General features: G+C 56.8%; 12 protein-coding genes. 7 read left to right on the top strand and 5 right to left on the bottom strand.

All coding sequences use genetic code 11. From position 1 onward, the window contains the following. Positions 1 to 796: 796 nt before the first annotated feature. The 3 genes from CFN46_RS11925 to metK all read right to left on the bottom strand — a co-directional run bounded on the left by CFN46_RS11925 (position 797) and on the right by metK (position 4,102). Positions 797 to 2,068 (bottom strand): sodium:proton antiporter, encoded by a 1,272-nt coding sequence (locus CFN46_RS11925; protein WP_088743634.1) that lies wholly within the window; start codon positions 2,066 to 2,068, stop codon positions 797 to 799. A gap of 139 nt (positions 2,069 to 2,207) precedes the next feature. After that, positions 2,208 to 2,720 carry a YgjP-like metallopeptidase domain-containing protein gene (locus tag CFN46_RS11920; protein WP_088743633.1) on the bottom strand — a complete coding sequence of 171 codons (513 nt, stop codon included), beginning with the start codon at positions 2,718 to 2,720 and terminating at the stop codon, positions 2,208 to 2,210. A 161-nt stretch (positions 2,721 to 2,881) separates the two neighbouring features. Next, positions 2,882 to 4,102 carry a methionine adenosyltransferase gene (gene metK, locus CFN46_RS11915; RefSeq protein WP_088743632.1) on the bottom strand — a complete coding sequence of 407 codons (1,221 nt, stop codon included), beginning with the start codon at positions 4,100 to 4,102 and terminating at the stop codon, positions 2,882 to 2,884. Positions 4,103 to 4,666: 564 nt separating this feature from the next. Between metK and tkt the strand changes: the two genes are divergently transcribed. From tkt to CFN46_RS11880, 7 genes are all read left to right on the top strand, one after another. Beyond that, positions 4,667 to 6,661 carry a transketolase gene (gene tkt, locus CFN46_RS11910; RefSeq protein WP_024952802.1) on the top strand — a complete coding sequence of 665 codons (1,995 nt, stop codon included), beginning with the start codon at positions 4,667 to 4,669 and terminating at the stop codon, positions 6,659 to 6,661. Positions 6,662 to 7,153: 492 nt separating this feature from the next. Next, entirely contained in the window at positions 7,154 to 8,284 is a 1,131-nt protein-coding gene (locus CFN46_RS11905; protein ID WP_084488129.1) for a type I glyceraldehyde-3-phosphate dehydrogenase, read from the top strand. Beyond that, positions 8,281 to 9,444, top strand: a complete 1,164-nt coding sequence (locus tag CFN46_RS11900; protein ID WP_088743631.1) for a phosphoglycerate kinase — start codon at positions 8,281 to 8,283, stop codon at positions 9,442 to 9,444. The genes CFN46_RS11905 and CFN46_RS11900 overlap by 4 nt, the downstream gene beginning before the upstream one ends. Before the next feature lie 119 nt (positions 9,445 to 9,563). After that, positions 9,564 to 10,628 carry a class II fructose-bisphosphate aldolase gene (gene fba, locus CFN46_RS11895; RefSeq protein ID WP_024952805.1) on the top strand — a complete coding sequence of 355 codons (1,065 nt, stop codon included), beginning with the start codon at positions 9,564 to 9,566 and terminating at the stop codon, positions 10,626 to 10,628. Positions 10,629 to 10,845: 217 nt separating this feature from the next. Further along, the gene (locus tag CFN46_RS11890; protein WP_024952806.1) at positions 10,846 to 11,220 is read left to right on the top strand and encodes a translation initiation factor Sui1; all 375 of its coding nucleotides are present in this window, start codon (positions 10,846 to 10,848) and stop codon (positions 11,218 to 11,220) included. A gap of 43 nt (positions 11,221 to 11,263) precedes the next feature. Continuing rightward, entirely contained in the window at positions 11,264 to 11,761 is a 498-nt protein-coding gene (locus CFN46_RS11885) for a YbaY family lipoprotein (protein ID WP_088743630.1), read from the top strand. 53 nt (positions 11,762 to 11,814) lie between these two features. Further along, positions 11,815 to 12,735, top strand: coding sequence for a nuclease-related domain-containing protein (locus CFN46_RS11880; RefSeq protein ID WP_024952808.1), 921 nt, complete (start codon positions 11,815 to 11,817; stop codon positions 12,733 to 12,735). Positions 12,736 to 12,913: 178 nt separating this feature from the next. Here the strand turns inward: CFN46_RS11880 and CFN46_RS11875 are convergent, their stop codons facing one another. Together CFN46_RS11875 and CFN46_RS11870 are read right to left on the bottom strand one after the other, a co-directional pair. Then, positions 12,914 to 14,650 carry a BCCT family transporter gene (locus tag CFN46_RS11875; RefSeq protein ID WP_217897818.1) on the bottom strand — a complete coding sequence of 579 codons (1,737 nt, stop codon included), beginning with the start codon at positions 14,648 to 14,650 and terminating at the stop codon, positions 12,914 to 12,916. A 169-nt stretch (positions 14,651 to 14,819) separates the two neighbouring features. Then, positions 14,820 to 16,571: a BCCT family transporter gene (locus tag CFN46_RS11870; RefSeq protein ID WP_088743629.1), complete on the bottom strand. Its 1,752-nt coding sequence runs from the start codon at positions 16,569 to 16,571 to the stop codon at positions 14,820 to 14,822. Positions 16,572 to 16,667 lie beyond the last annotated feature (96 nt).

Below are 16,667 nucleotides of genomic sequence, written 5' to 3'. Positions count from 1 at the left end.
GAGGTGTCATTCAGAGGCAGGGATGGCGCTGTGCCCCCAGAACATCTCTCCTCGTGACGAGGCTCTCAAAAACAGCCTTCTATCGAGGAGGAGTTCTGCCCGGAGCTACGCCAATGTCTGGCCCAAAAGGCCATCACATAACATGATGGCCATCTCATGCTTAATGAATCAAAGAAGAGCTGCTGGGCTTCTTGGCAGTCGTCTTTGCCGCTTTTTTCTCTTTTGCTGTTAAAAGGGGCTTCTTTTTAGTCGCTTTTTTACTGTCTTGACCTTTACTCATGACATTTTCCTTTTGAGGTAAATTCTAAGCTGAAGTCAGTGTTGGTCATTCTCATGCCGAGATGACGCACTAGCGCTACAGGCTGAAGCATAACGATTCAGTATGGCCCCCAAGATACGCAATTGATAGAAATAGATGATGTTGTCTGGAAAATAGAGTAATCCAGCACTATGGATATAAATAAAATATCCCATCTGACTTTTGACCATATTGAATTATAAACATTTTCCCATAGCGCTCATCATTATTTCATGGTTATAACCACATCAGATATTTCAAGATAATTTTCAAGGGGATTTATTATTGATAGAGCCATTCTACTGCTGGCGCTACTACATCAGTCCGGCCCCCCTTCACTCGGAGCCACATCAGAGCAAGATGCCGAGGGGGCTCCGTGCATCTGGATTAGCAGCGCTATACACCGCAACGCCCCGATACTCTTGTGGAAAGCATCGGGGCGTTGCGTTTTTCAGCCATGACTCAATTTTCAGCTATGACTTGGTTTTCAACTACAGCTCAATGCTTATCGTCTTGCGACTCCGTGTGGCATCGATCTCCGACCACCATCTTGACCAGTTTGCCGATGGTCAAACCCTGTACCAGAATCGAGAACAACACGATGATGTAAGTCGTCACCACCAGCGGCTCACGAAATTCGCCTTCGGGGATCGCCAGCGCCAGTGCTACCGAGATACCACCGCGTAGGCCACCCCAGGTCAGCACTCGCGTGGTGCCTTTACGGAAGGTGTACCAGCGGCGCAGAATTCGTAGTGGCACACCAATGATGACCAGACGAGACAGCAGGATGACAGCCACCAATGTCAGCGCGACCCCAATGGCAGTCAGGCTGATCGGCATCAGTACCAGCTCAAGACCAATCAATACGAACAGCACGGCATTGAGAATCTCGTCGACCAACTCCCAGAAGCCATCCAGATAGCGGCGCGTGTTATCCGACATCGCCCCAGCGCGGGCCATATTGCCAATGATAAGCCCTGCCACCACCATCGCGATGGGGCCAGAAACGTGTAGTGCCGAAGAGAGCGCGTACCCCCCGAGCACCAGTGCCAGGCTCAGCATCACCTCCACCTGATACTGATCAATGCTTCGCATCAGCTGATATACCAGTCCACCCAGTGCCAGTCCCATCAGAATACCGCCACCGGCCTCCTCAACGAATAGCAGACCCATGTGACCCAGATCAATCTCGCCATTACCGATAGAGGCCGTGCCGAGCAATGCAGTAAAGAGCACCACCGCCACGCCATCGTTGAACAGCGACTCACCGACGATACGAATCTCCATATCCGCCGGCGCCCCCGCACTGCGCATGATGCCGAGGACCGCGATGGGATCCGTTGGCGAAATGAGTGCACCAAAGACCAGGCAGTAAAGATAGGGAACTTCGATGCTCGCCCACTGAAACAGCCACCAGGCAGCTGACCCAATCACGATAGTCGAGACCAGCACGCCCAGCGTTGCGAGCAAGCCAATGGAGCGACGATAGGCTTTCAGCCGTGAGAGGTCGACATGCAATGCGCCGGCAAACAGCAGGAAAGACAACATGCCATCCATCAGCAAGCTATTGAAGTTGATGCGCGACAGCCAGTCTTCAGCGCTATCCGCGACGGCGGTAGTCATCGAGAAATGATCCAATCCGATCACACCCAGTGATAGCACCAGCCCGATAGCCATCACGCCGATGGTCGGCGGCAGTCGCAGCACCCGCTGGTTGAACCACATGCACACGGCAGTAATGGTAATGAACAGTGCGGCGAGATTAAGCATCTAAATACATTCCTTTATGGTGATGCTGCCAGCACACACAGCATGGTTCTTCCATGATACTGGGAAATGGGATCGTTCACTTATCGACTATTCCACGAGCGGAGAAATAGACCGCGTGATCTTAGCTTGGATGGACAAGTTACCAAAGGTCTCCAAAGCGATCTCGATGACATAAATAAAGACGTAGATCGAACTCAAGCTGATGATAGTCCGGCTCCATATAACAGCATAATTTATAGAATGCCTTATCATGTGCCTTTTCACGCAAATGCGCTAATTCATGCACGACGATCATTTTTAGCAGCGGTTCAGGAATACGTCGAAATAAAGAAGAGATGCGAATCTCATTCTTGGCCTTGAGTTTATTACCCTGCACTCGAGAGACAAACGTATGCAACCCCAACGCATTGTTGATGACATGAATCTTGTCATCGTAAATCACCTTGCTGATCGGCGCGGAGCTACGCATGTATTGGTTCTTCAAGGCCATCGTATACTCATACAGCGGGCGAGTGCCGTGGATGCCATGGATGCCATGGATGCCAGGGTATTTCTTCAAGAAAAAGTCAGCCGTCTTTTCTGCCTCCAGCAAATCTTGCGCTTGCTGCTGAAGCTGCGGGCTGTAGGCGTTGAGATAACGTAGCTCGGGCACCTTGTGACCACTCCTTTACATGTCATCGTATCTGTCGGGCATCACGACGCCAGAAACAGGAAAACCCGCCGAAGCGGGTTTTCCTTGAAACGCATCTGCCTCGCGAAAGGCCTCTCAACGTCACGGGCAGTGAAGCGCCCGTTGACCGGAGACGGCAGGACTTAGATGCCTGCAGCGGCTTTCAGTGCATCGGCACGATCAATCTTTTCCCACGGGAAGGCGGTGAAGGTTTCAGTCTTCTGCTCGCCATTCACGTCTGTCCAGCTGTAGCTGTGCTCGAACGGCTCACGACCGAAGTGACCGTAGGCTGCCGTCAATTGATACATCGGATGTGCCAGATCCAGCATGGTGGTGATGGCATACGGACGCAGATCAAAGTGCTCACGCACCAGCTCGACAATCTTGGTATCACTGATCTTGCCAGTGCCGAAAGTATTGATCGCGACAGAAGTCGGTTCAGCCACGCCGATAGCGTAGGAGACCTGAATCTCGCACTTTTCAGCGAGACCACTGGCGACAATGTTCTTGGCCACGTAGCGACCGGCATAAGCGGCGCTGCGATCGACCTTGGACGGGTCCTTGCCAGAGAAGGCACCACCACCGTGACGCGCCATGCCGCCATAGGTATCGACGATGATCTTGCGCCCCGTCAGGCCACAATCGCCCACCGGGCCACCGATGACGAAGTTGCCCGTCGGATTGATGTGATACTGAGTCGACTCAGTCAGCCACTCAGCCGGCAGCACTTGCTCGATGATCTCGCGCTTGACCATCGCACGCAGATCTTCCTGGGACACTTCCGGATCGTGCTGGGTAGAGAGCACCACCGCCTCGACGGAAATCGGCTTGCCGGCTTCGTCGTAACGGAAAGTGACCTGACTCTTCGCATCTGGGCGCAGCCACGGCAGCATGCCGTTCTTGCGTAGTTCAGCCTGACGCTCCACCAGACGATGGGCGTAGTGAATCGGCGCCGGCATGAAGGAGTCAGTTTCGTTGGTGGCATAGCCAAACATCAGCCCCTGATCACCCGCGCCCTGATCTTCTGGCTTGCTGCGGTCAACGCCTTGGGCGATGTCAACGCTCTGCTTGCCGATCAAATTCAGAACACCACAGGTCTCGCCGTCGAAGCCGACGTCGGAAGAGGTGTAGCCGATATCGGTAATGACACGACGTACCAGCTCCTCGAGATCGACCCACGCAGTGGTGGAGATCTCACCGGCCACGATAGCGACACCGGTTTTGACGAGCGTTTCACACGCGACACGTGCGTGCTTGTCGCGCGCGATGATGGCATCGAGCACGGCGTCGGAAATCTGATCAGCAATCTTGTCCGGATGACCTTCAGACACGGACTCAGATGTGAAGAGTGAGTATTCGCTCATTTGTCCTCGACCCTCTTTTCGGATGCGGGGATGATTCGGCCACTGACGGCAGACTGCGTTGACGACCGAGTAGAAACACGCTTGCGGCGCACGATAAGACTTGGCTCAGATGGCCAAGCCTCGGGGGGGCGAGTTTACACGCCACTTATGTGAGTGCCTAGCGTCATGGGCCACCGGCAATGGTCATATCGAGACCTTTTTGTGACAAGAGCGTTGCTCTGAGTAATAAGTGCGCTCAATAGAGAGCCATTGCCATGCTATACCAGAATCCCGTGTCGTAAAGCATGTCTCATCGTCCGCTCGCTGGTGTGGCATGATCGCTCCTGATACCTCTATATATCCTTATGGACCGCTACACTGGCGGAATGGGGTTTGCCGCGCCTTGCCATCTCGGTGACAATACTCGCTCGGAGATCACGCTCGGCACTTGTCCGCGCGTTACAAGGTTCACGCGACGCCTCTGTCTATATCAGCGCACAGTCCTTCACGACGCCATGCGCCACCAGCAGATCGCCGTGATTCATTGCCCCCACTCTTGACGCCCCGCAGGCGAGGAGCTACTGCATGCCTTCCCGTTTTGACCTGGCCAACGCCATCCGTGCACTTTCCATGGACGCCGTTCAGAAGGCCAAGTCTGGCCACCCCGGCGCCCCCATGGGCATGGCCGACATCGCTGAAGTGCTCTGGAACGATCACCTCAAGCACAACCCGGCCAACCCGAACTGGGCCGACCGTGACCGCTTCGTGCTGTCCAATGGCCACGGCTCCATGCTGCTCTACTCGCTGTTGCACCTCACGGGCTACCAGCTGAGCCTCGAAGACCTGCAAAACTTCCGTCAGCTGCACTCCAAGACCGCTGGTCATCCGGAATACGGCTATGCGCCGGGCATCGAGACCACCACTGGTCCGTTGGGGCAGGGTCTGGCCAATGCTGTCGGCATGGCGATCGCCGAGAAGACACTGGCGGCACAGTTCAATCGTCCAGGTCATAACGTCGTCGATCACACCACCTGGTGCTTCCTGGGCGACGGCTGCCTGATGGAAGGCATCTCTCACGAAGTCAGCTCGTTGGCGGGCACTCTGGGTCTGGGTAAGCTGATTGCACTGTATGACGACAACGGCATCTCAATCGATGGTGAAGTCGACGGCTGGTTCACCGACGATACCGCCAAGCGCTTTGAAGCGTACGGCTGGCACGTCGTGGCTAACGTCGACGGCCACAAGCCGGAAGAGATCAATGCCGCTATCGCGCTGGCCAAGAGCCACGACGACAAGCCGAGCCTGATCATCTGCAAGACCGTGATCGGCTTTGGCGCGCCGAACAAGGAAGGTACCGAGTCCTGCCACGGTGCTCCGCTGGGTGACGACGAAGTCGCGGCTACCCGCGAGAAGCTGGGCTGGAATCACGCGCCGTTCCACATTCCGGAAGACATCTACAAGGGATGGGATGCCAGCGAGCGCGGCACCAAGCTCGAGAGCGAGTGGGATATCCGCTTCGCCCGTTATCAGGAAGCGCACCCGGAATTGGCCGCCGAGTTCACTCGTCGCCTGGCTGGCAAGCTGCCGCACAACCTGACCAGCGAGAAGATGATTGAAGAAGCGCAGGCCGCAGGCGACAGCCCCGCGACCCGCAAGGCCTCCTTCGAGTGTCTGAACCAGCTGGGTCCGCAGTTGCCGGAACTGCTCGGCGGCAGCGCTGACCTTGCTCCGTCCAACCTGACCTTCTGGAAGGGCGCCAAGGCCATCACCCACGAAGATTTCAGTGGCAACTACCTGCACTACGGTGTGCGTGAGTTCGGCATGGGTGCGATCATGAATGGTGCTGGCCTGCACGGCGGCTTCATTCCCTACGGCGCCACCTTCCTGATCTTCATGGAATACATGCGCAATGCCGTACGCATGGCCGCCTTGATCGGCCAGCAGGCTATCTACGTCTTCACTCACGACTCCATCGGTCTGGGCGAAGACGGCCCGACACACCAGCCGATCGAACAGCTGACCAGTCTGCGCACCACGCCGAACCTCTCTACCTGGCGTCCGGCGGATGCCGTTGAGACCGCAGCAGCATGGGATGCTGCCATCAAGCGTCATGCAGGCCCGACTGCATTGATCCTGTCGCGTCAGAATTTGCCGCATCAGAACCGTGACAAGGCGCAACTGGCCAACATCAGCCGCGGTGGTTATGTGCTGAAGGATGCTGCCAATGGCCAGCCGGAACTGATTCTGATCGCGACCGGCTCTGAAGTCGGCCTGGCGATGGATGCTGCAGCCGAACTGGAAGCTTCCGGTCGTGCTGTTCGCGTCGTCTCCATGCCGGCTACCGATCTGTTCGATGCCCAGGACCTGGAATACCGCGAATCTGTACTGCCGTCTTCGGTTACTGCACGCGTGGCAATCGAAGCCGGTCACCGTGATTACTGGTTCAAGTATGTCGGCCTGAACGGCGATATCGTCGGCATGGAAACCTTCGGGGAATCCGCACCGGCCGGTGACCTGTTCAAGCACTTCGGCTTCACGGTCGAGAACGTGGTCGAGCGCGCCAGCAAGCTACTGGGCTGATGCCACAATAGAAAGTCAGCGCTAGAGAATGGGTGCTTGAAAATCAGTGCCAGCATCACAGCGCTATCGACGCCGCCGTCTCCCGAAAGGGGATGGCGGCGTTTTCGTGTTCATGGCATTTCTCCTATACATGGCAGCGTCATTCTTGCTCGCCACCCAACGGCGTCACTCACTGTCGCCTGTAGTCGACGCCTGATGATGACCCTCGCCCCCAGGTGACACGTGTCAACTTACGCTGACATGCACATCCCGCCATCTAACGTCGCGTCGCGTGCATTGCGACACTCGCCTCATCGACTACATAACTCGCCCTTATGCGTAGTCTGACTACGCGGCTCTAGACGAAAAAACTCCAAAATCAGTCGCTTGCGCCCCGCTAGCACATCCCGCCGACACGCTTGATGCGCTACCATGTCTGTCCACTGACGGGATGGTCACGAGATACTTTTGAGCAACAGCAGCCCCCAACACACACACACGGCCCTCGATGACTTGCTCGAGAACGCCGACCATGGCCGATCGCCCTTACGCGTCGCCATCAATGGTTATGGCCGTATCGGTCAGTGTGTGCTCAGGGCGTTGATCGAGCGCGATGCTCGCGGCGAGTCATTGCCGCTAGAGGTCGTGGCAATCAACGAGCTGTCGGATCTCGACACCATCACCTATCTGACTCGTTACGACACCACGCATGGCCGCTTCCCAGGCACTGTGGAACAGCGTGACGGCCAGCTGGTGGTCAACGGCCATGCCATTACTATCCTGTCCGAGGCTGATCCAGACTGCTTGCCATGGCGGGCACTCGGGATTGATCTGGTACTCGAGTGTTCAGGTAGCTTCAAGGACCGCGCCACCGCTGAGCGCCATCTGGCGGCGGGGGCAGGACGCCTGCTGTTCTCCCAGCCAGGCGATACCGACGCCGATGTGGACGCCACCATCGTGTGCGGCATCAACCAGTCCGCATTGTGCTCAGGATTGCGCATCGTTTCTGCCGCATCCTGTACCACCAACTGCTTGATCCCGGTATTGACCGTATTGGAGCAAGCCTTCGGGCTGGAACGTGGCGTGACGACGACCGTACACTCGGCGATGAATGATCAACCGGTGATCGATGCCTACCATCAGACTGACTTGCGTCTGACACGCTCCGCGATGGGCTCGATCGTGCCGGTCGACACTGGACTGGCCAAGGGCATCAATCGTTTGATGCCGCATCTGGAAGGCCGCTTCGAGTGCCTGCACCTGCGCGTGCCGACCATCAACGTCTCATGCATGGACATGTCGATTGAAGTGAAGCGTGATGTGACGAAGGAAGAGGTCAATGATCTGCTGCGTGCCGCCTGTACGGGTCACCTGCAGGGGCTGATGGGGCTGAGTGAAGAGCCAACGGCGTCCATCGACTTCAACCACGATCCGCGCTCGGGTATCGTGGACGCAACCCAGACCCGCGTTGCCGGTGATCGCCTGATCAAGTTGCTGTGCTGGTTCGACAACGAATGGGGCTTTGCCAATCGCATGCTGGACGTGGCCACTCACTGGCACGCCTGCGAGATGGCGCCCCAGTGCTCCGGCGATCCGGCGACGGGAGTTCTCCCCACTGATTCACGACCAAGGAACCCGTCATGAACGTGAAAACGATGACTGCCCTCGACCTGTCCGGAAAGCGCGTCCTGATCCGCGAAGATCTCAACGTGCCGGTCCGTGATGGCCAGGTGACCAGCGATGCACGTATCCGTGCCAGCCTGCCGACCATCAAGGCTGCTCGTGATGCTGGTGCGCGCGTCATGCTGATGAGTCACCTGGGGCGCCCGACGGAAGGCCAGCCAGAAGACCAGTTCTCACTGGCACCTGTCGCGACTCACCTGGGCGAACTGCTTGGCAGCCCGGTGCGTTTGATCAGTGACTATCTCGACAGTGCACCGGAAGTCGCTGACGGAGAAGTCGTACTACTGGAAAACGTGCGCTTCAATACTGGTGAGAAAAAGGACGAAGAATCTCTGTCGCGCGCCTATGCAGCGCTGTGCGACATCTACGTGATGGACGCCTTCGGCACCGCACACCGCGCGCAAGCCTCGACTCATGGCGTGGCACGCTTCGCGCCGGACGCCTGCGCTGGCCCGCTGTTGGCAGCAGAACTTGAAGCACTCGAAAAAGCCTTGGCTGCACCGCGCTCACCGATGGTCGCCATCGTGGGGGGCTCCAAGGTCTCGACCAAGCTTGAAGTCCTCAAGGCACTATCTGACAAGTGCCAGCAGCTGATTGTCGGTGGCGGCATTGCCAACACTTTCATCGCGGCAGCCGGTTACAACGTCGGCAAGTCACTCTATGAAGCTGACCTGCTCGACACCGCGCGTGCGCTGATGGACAAGGTGGAAATTCCGCTGCCGACAGATGTCGTGGTCGCCACCGAGTTCTCCGACAAGGCAGAAGCGATCGTGCGTGCCGTTTCTGACGTGCGTGACGATGAGATGATTCTCGATATCGGCCCTGAGACTGCCTCGCGCTTCGGCGCACTGCTCAAGGATGCTGGCACCATTTTATGGAACGGCCCGGTCGGCGTCTTCGAGATTGAGCAATTCGCCAACGGTACCGAGAAGCTGGCTTACGCCATCGCCGAGAGCGACGCCTTCTCGATTGCGGGCGGCGGTGACACGCTGGCGGCCATCGACAAGTACGACGTCGAGTCGCGTGTGTCCTACATTTCTACCGGTGGTGGTGCCTTCCTTGAGTACGTGGAAGGCAAAACCCTACCGGCTGTGGCGGCTCTGGAAGCCGCTGCACGCTAAACCCACCTGTGTCCTGACCGACGCGGGCATTAGAGATAAAGCAATAAGGTCGCTCTCCGCCACGGGCGGGGAGCACCCGACGCTCCTCCACTTAATTCCTCAAGAAGACAGGTGATGTCATGGCATTGATCAGCATGCGCCAGATGTTGGACCACGCAGCCGAGTACGGATACGGCATTCCGGCGTTCAACGTCAACAACCTCGAGCAGATGCGCGCCATCATGGAAGCTGCCGATCACACCGATTCTCCGGTGATCGTTCAAGCCTCCGCAGGTGCACGCAAATACGCTGGCGCGCCGTTCCTTCGCCACCTGATCCTGGCTGCCATCGAGGAATTCCCGCATATCCCGGTCGTCATGCACCAGGATCACGGCACCTCACCCGCGATCTGTCAGCGCTCCATCCAGCTGGGCTTCAGTTCAGTGATGATGGACGGCTCGCTGGGCGAAGATGGCAAGACCCCGACCAGCTACGAATATAACGTCGAAGTGACCCGTCGTACCGTCGAGATGGCTCACGCCTGTGGCGTGTCCGTCGAAGGCGAACTGGGTTGCCTCGGCTCGCTGGAAACCGGTATGGCCGGTGAAGAAGATGGCGTTGGTGCGGAAGGCGTCCTGGATCACGACCAGATGCTGACCGACCCGGAAGAAGCTGCCGACTTCGTCAAGAAGACTCACGTCGATGCACTGGCGATCGCTATCGGGACTTCTCACGGCGCCTACAAGTTCACCAAGCCGCCGACAGGTGACACCCTGTCCATCCAGCGCATCAAGGAAATTCACGCCCGCATCCCGGAGACACACCTGGTCATGCACGGTTCTTCCTCTGTGCCGCAGGACTGGCTGGAAATCATCAACGAATACGGCGGCAAGATTCCGGAAACCTACGGCGTGCCGGTCGACGAGATTGTCGAAGGCATCAAGCACGGCGTGCGCAAGATCAACGTCGATACCGATCTGCGTCTGGCCTCTACCGGTTCCATCCGTCGCTTCATGGCGCAGAACCCGTCTGAATTTGACCCGCGCAAGTATCTGAGTGCGTCAGTGAAGGCGATGCGCGATATCTGTATCGCACGCTATGAAGCCTTCGGTGCCGCCGGACACGGCAGCAAGATCAAGCCGATGAATCTCGAGCAGATGTTCGAGCGTTACGGTCGTGGCGAGCTGGACCCGAAGATCAACTGATCTTCCAGCACCCGCAGATGCAACACTGATACACATGAAGCACTGAAAAGGCGGCCCGAATGGGTCGCCTTTTTTTATCCTCGAATGTCTGAGTGGTTACGATCACACGAGGTCAGACACTCGCTGCCTCGCACGCGCGCAGGTATCCTTGTCTTGACGCCATACGGCATATACGCCGCGGGCTACTCTCTTAATTGTCGTTACATCAGGAGTCATCATGGCCTCGCTCAAGGACCAGCTATCCGGGCTTGTCTATTCCACCGAACATGGCGCAACCTGCCCTGAATGCCGGCGCGCCGAGGCAGAGTGCGAGTGTGCTGATCTGGCCGAGCGTGAACGGCTGGAGAATCTCGATGGTGTAGTGCGTATTCGCCGTGAAACCAGCGGCCGCAAGGGCAAGGGTGTCACCACCGTGACGGGAATTCCGCTCGCAGAGAAGGAACTCAAGTCCCTCGCCAAGACTCTCAAGCAACGATGCGGTACCGGCGGTAGCCTCAAGGACGGCATCGTGGAGATTCAAGGCGATCATCGCGATACGCTCAAGACCGAACTCACGCGACTGGGCTATACCGTCAAGTTAGCCGGCGGCTGAGCTGCACACGCCATCTTTCTCACGAGACTCAAAAGGGATTTACATGCCGCATTCAGACACACAACGTCTTTCACGCTCGGTCCGTAATGCCGCACCAACTCGCGCCATCAGCATTATCTCGGCGCGTGCGGTCACCCTCACGGCGCTGCTGGTCGGAGTATTGGGTCTGAGTGGCTGCATGACAGGCCCGGACTTCACGCAGCTGGAAGCACGTGTGGTGCCGCAGAAAACCTTCAGCGCACCAGCCGATGCCCAGCTTGAAGTGCGACTGGTGGATGTCTCCAAAGCAGACGCACCTGCCGGCCTGATTGCCAGCACGCGCTATGGTGGCCTGCGTCAGGGGCCTTTCCCGGTCAGCCTGCAGTACGATCGCAATGCCATCGAGGAAGGGCACCGCTATGCATTGCAGGCGGATGTACGCAGTGAGGGGCAGCTTTACTGGATCAACGACACGGCAGTCCCGGTACTGGGTGCCGACAGCACGTCAGAGCGCGAGGTCGAGATTCCCCTCGTGCCATTGCCACGCGCACTGGGGCATTGAGCCGTCCCTCTCCCTGCATTACCCGCTCTCTTCTTGCTAGATAGGACAACACCATGCAATGGCTGGAATATTTGCTCCCCGTCTTCTTCCTGACACCACTGGGCGCCATCGCGCTGGTGGTGCTGGGCATGCGCGGCCTGCATGAACGGCGTATCCAGTCACCGCTCACCCGCCGCCAGCTGCGTGAACCAGGCCAGAGCCTGCGCGACCGCCTGGATGATGCCTTCCAGGCGCTATTCCTCGATGGCGCGCTGGGGCCACTGATCACGCTCAGCCCGCTAGTCTATGGCATGGGGCGCATGGTGTTCGGCGAGCAACAGAACTGGCTGGAGTGGTCAGGCTACGGACTAGCCTGCGCACTGTTCGTGCTGATCTTTGCCCTGCGCCTGACGCGTCACTTCCAGCGTATCCGCAAGCTCAAGCTAGGTTTGGCCTGCGAGCTTTCCATCGGACAGGAACTGGACCAGCTGATACGTCCGGAACAGCTCACCAGTGTGGTCTATCACGATGTACCCGCCGATGGCTTCCATATTGATCATCTAGTGGTGACACCGGCCGGCGCTTACGCTATCCGCACCAAAGCCCGCTCACGGCCACTGGATGCCTTGGGTGCGATAAAGAATGAGGTCAAGCTGAAGGATGGCCGCCTGTACTTCCCGGGTAGCCGCGAGCGCAAGCCGCTACGCGAGACCCGTATCGCCCGCGATTGGACAGCCGCTTGGCTAAAGCGCGAGTGTGGGGTCGAGGTTCCGGTACATGGTGTGCTGGCACTGCCCGGTTGGCAGATCATCCCGCAAGGTGAACAGCGCAAGGGCGACCCTGATGTCGTCAATGGTGAGGGGCTGGCCGAGTGGCTGAACACTCATTGCATGGCGCCAGAAGCTGGCTGCCCGAAGCTAGATGAGCCGCTCAAGCAACGCATCAATGAGGCAATTCTCGATCGTGTTCAGGCCGAGCGACTCGCCAACATCTAGCCAAACAAGACAGCACCTGAAACAGCTTCGTCTTGATAGAAAAAGCCCTCGATGCTAATGCATCGAGGGCTTTTTAGGGTTCAGGGCAATATCAAGATAGCTCGCTTCCTCTTCCAGGTTTCGCCCTTAACTCCTGCTCTTCATCCTTGCTCCCAACCTTGGCCCGGCACATCCATTTTCAGCTAGCCGAATCGACCGCTGGCGAGTGCGCCTTGCGCTTGGCGGGCGCGACACTTTCGTCATCGCCGCCAGGCGTAGCGCCCCCAGCATCAATATCTACTGCCACTACATCATCGGGTAACTCCCAGCTTCCCTCTTCCGTCCAGGGGTCATCCTCGGGGAATTCGCCGATATGAATTTCATTGACGGTATATTCCGGCTGATAACGCAGGTCGTAATGCGCCGCGCGTACAAAGGAAATCATCAACAATACCGCGACCGGCAACAACGGTACGCCGCCGATGACAGAGGCCGTCTGCAAGGTATCCAACCCACCCAGGAACATCAGTACGATCGGCATGAACGACAACGCAAATGCCCAGAAAAGACGATTCCAGCGCATCGGTTCTTCGTCAATATCCTTCTGCACCACCGCCGCCAGAATGTAGGAGATGGAGTCGAAAGTCGTCGCAGTGAAGATCAGCGCCAATAGGGTGAACAGGAAGATCACTACCTGACTGAAAGGCAGGCTGCCCAACATGGCGAAAATGGCGGCTGTCGGTCCTTGCGTATTGAGCACATTGACCATGTCCAGCGTACCGGACAGCTGCAGATACAGGCCGTAATTACCCAGTACCATGAAGAAGAGGAAACAGCCCAGTGTGCCGAAGAACATCGAACCGGCCACCATGGTGCGCACGGTACGTCCGCGCGAGATACGCGCAATGAAGAGCCCCACACTAGGGGCAAACACGAGCCACCACGCCCAGTAGAAGATGGTCCAGTCTTGCGGGAAGTCCGTCTTCTCAAAACCATCGAACTGAGCGAAGGGCTCACTCCAGGTTGCCATGTGTACGATATTACCGAACATGCGGCCCAACGAATCCAGCCCGGTATTGGCCATGAAGAGTGTAGGGCCCGCGATAAAGATGAACAGCAGCAAGCTCGCCGCCAACCAGAAGTTGATGTCCGAGAGCAGCTTGATACCCTTCTTGAGACCAGCAAAGGCGCTATAACCAAATAACGCCGTACAGGCCAATAGCACGACGATCTGCGTCGTCAGGGTCTTGGGAACGCCAAATAACTCATGCACTCCCTCGTTGATCAATGGCGCAGCCAGCCCCAGTGCCGTGGCACCGCCACCCAGCATGCCAAAGATGAACAACACGTCGATCAACTTTCCCAGCCCGCCTGCTGCGAGTTTCTCACCCAGCACCGGCTGTAGCGCCTGGGAGATCTTGAGCACGTTCTGGTGACGCACATGGTAGAAATAAGCGATCGGCAAGGCAGGCACCAGATAGATAGCCCAGGCTAGCGGCCCCCAGTGGAAGATGCCGTAAGAGGTCGCCCAGCGCACCGCTTCGCTGCTTTTGGGCGCCACATGGAAGGGCGGTGCCTGATAGTAGTAGACCCACTCGATGGCACCCCAATAGAGAATACCGGCACCGATACCCGCGCTGAACAACATCGCGGCCCACGACAAGGTCGAAAACTCGGCCTTGTCGTCGACCTCGCCAAGCTTGATCTGCCCGATGTCACTAAAGATTATGTAAATCATAAAGATACCGGCACCAAGACCTAATATCAGGTAGAGCGTTCCCAGTTCATGAGTCACAAATTGCTTGGCTGATTTAACCCATAACGCCCCTTGTTCAGGGAAGATCACCAAGGGAATCGTGCAGGCCAGTAACAGGAACAAAGTACCGAAGAACGTCGGCTTGTCGAGCTTTGCAAAAGCGGGTGCCAGGTGACTCAAATAATCCTCTCTTATTGATTGCTAGATATTTGTGCGCAGAATGTTATATCAATATACCTGATAGCCATAGCATCAATGTAAATTTACTAATATTCAACTTGGCAATATTGGTATTTTGCGCCCAAAAAAGCCGCCTCTGAGGGCGGCTTTCCAATATCTGTCACTGGGATCACAGTCGTGAAGGGCGGCTATGCGGGTCTCCTTCAATATGGTCCTTCGGACCATCTGCAGTCGGCTTACCGGCAGCAGGAATATCGCTTTCCGGCAACTCCCAGCTACCGTCCTCGCTCCAGGGGTCATCTGCTGGGAATTCCTCGATATTGATCTCTTTCACCGAGTAATCCGGCTGATAACGTAGGTCATAATGCGCCGCACGCACGATGGAAATACACAGCAGTACGGCGACAAGTAGCAGCGGAACACCACCGATGATCGAGGCGGTCTGCAAGGTATCCAGTCCACCGACAAACATCAGTACGATTGGCATGAAGGACAGCGCAAAAGCCCAGAAAAGACGATTCCAGCGCATCGGCTCCTCATCCACTTCCTTCTGTACCACAGCCGCAAGGATGTAAGAGATGGAGTCGAAGGTGGTCGCCGTGAAGATCAGCGCCAATAGAGTGAAGGCAAAGATCACCAGATAATCCAACGGCAGAGTGTGCAGCATGGCAAAGATGGCAGCGGTCGGGCTCTGCTCATTCAGGATACTCACTACATCCAACGTGCCCGATAGCTGTAGATACAGGCCGTAGTTACCCAGCACCATGAAGAACAGGAAGCACCCCAGAGTGCCGAAGAACATCGAGCCTGCCACCATCACGCGGATAGTACGCCCACGCGAGATACGCGCAATGAACAACCCGACACTTGGCGCAAACACCAGCCACCACGCCCAGTAAAAGATGGTCCAGTTTTGCGGGAAGTGGGTGTCTTCAAAACCCTGAAACTCAGCAAAGGGTTCAAGCCAGGTTGCCATGTGAATGATGTTGCTCAGTACACGGCCCAGTGCATCCAGCCCAGTATTGGCCATGAATAGGGTGGGCCCTGCGATAAAGATGAATAACAACAGACTGATCGCCAGCCAGAAGTTGATATCCGATAGCAGCTTGATGCCTTTCTTGAGGCCGACAAAGGCGCTGTAGCCAAACAGCGAAGTACACACCAGCAGTACTATGATCTGTGTGGTGAGCGTCTTCGGCACTCCGAATAACTCATGTACTCCTTCGTTGATCATCGGCGCGGCCAGGCCCAGCGTAGTGGCTCCCCCACCCAACATGCCGAAGATGAAGGTGACGTCGACAAGCTTGCCTAGCCAGCCACGCGCCAGCTTCTCGCCCAGTACCGGCATCAGTGCTTCAGATATCTTCAGCACACTGTGATGACGCACATAGTAGAAGTAGGCGATCGGTACAGCAGGGATAAGGTAGATAGCCCATGCCAACGGCCCCCAGTGGAAGATGCCATAGGCCGCTGCCCACTTGGCAGCTTCCGGTGTGCCGCCTTCAATATGAAACGGCGGTGCCTGGTAGTAATAGACCCACTCGATCATCGACCAATACAGAATCGAAGCACCGATACCCGCGCAGAACAGCATCGCCGCCCAGGAGATAATCGAGAACTCGGGCTTCTCTTCGGGTTCACCCAGCTTGATCTGTCCGATATCACTGAAGATGATGTAGATCATGAAGCCACCCGCACCCACGCCCAGCAACAGGTACAACACGCCGAGCTTAGTCGTGACGAAGTCCTTGGCAGCGGCAACCCACAACGCTCCCTGCTCGGGGAAGATCAGTAGCGGCACGGTCACTGCCAGCAACAGGAAGATAGACCCGAAGAAGGTCGGTTTGTCGATCATATCGAAGGAGTTTCGCACACCTCCATCGGAAGAAGTGGCGGAGGTTTTGGGAGGTTTCGTGCTCATTAATAAGCCTCGTTATAATTTTAACCCTCCATGACCATCGTTTAATCATGGATTGCCGGAGAGCAGCCTTGCGCCACCTCCGTACAATCCTAGTAC

This window comes from Cobetia sp. QF-1, from assembly GCF_002213105.1.
Lineage (GTDB): Bacteria > Pseudomonadota > Gammaproteobacteria > Pseudomonadales > Halomonadaceae > Cobetia > Cobetia crustatorum.
The sequence above is the reverse complement of the archived record's forward strand: the minus strand, read 5'-3'. Positions and strand labels throughout refer to the sequence as shown.

Bases quoted from the DNA above. Each gene is read 5' to 3' on its own strand.
- CFN46_RS11925 (WP_088743634.1), bottom strand. From the start codon at position 2,068: ATGCTTAATCTCGCCGCACTGTTCATTACCATTACTGCCGTGTGCATG.
- metK (WP_088743632.1), bottom strand. From the start codon at position 4,102: ATGAGCGAATACTCACTCTTCACATCTGAGTCCGTGTCTGAAGGTCAT.
- tkt (WP_024952802.1), top strand. From the start codon at position 4,667: ATGCCTTCCCGTTTTGACCTGGCCAACGCCATCCGTGCACTTTCCATG.
- CFN46_RS11900 (WP_088743631.1), top strand. From the start codon at position 8,281: ATGAACGTGAAAACGATGACTGCCCTCGACCTGTCCGGAAAGCGCGTC.
- fba (WP_024952805.1), top strand. From the start codon at position 9,564: ATGGCATTGATCAGCATGCGCCAGATGTTGGACCACGCAGCCGAGTAC.
- CFN46_RS11890 (WP_024952806.1), top strand. From the start codon at position 10,846: ATGGCCTCGCTCAAGGACCAGCTATCCGGGCTTGTCTATTCCACCGAA.
- CFN46_RS11885 (WP_088743630.1), top strand. From the start codon at position 11,264: ATGCCGCATTCAGACACACAACGTCTTTCACGCTCGGTCCGTAATGCC.
- CFN46_RS11880 (WP_024952808.1), top strand. From the start codon at position 11,815: ATGCAATGGCTGGAATATTTGCTCCCCGTCTTCTTCCTGACACCACTG.
- CFN46_RS11870 (WP_088743629.1), bottom strand. From the start codon at position 16,571: ATGAGCACGAAACCTCCCAAAACCTCCGCCACTTCTTCCGATGGAGGT.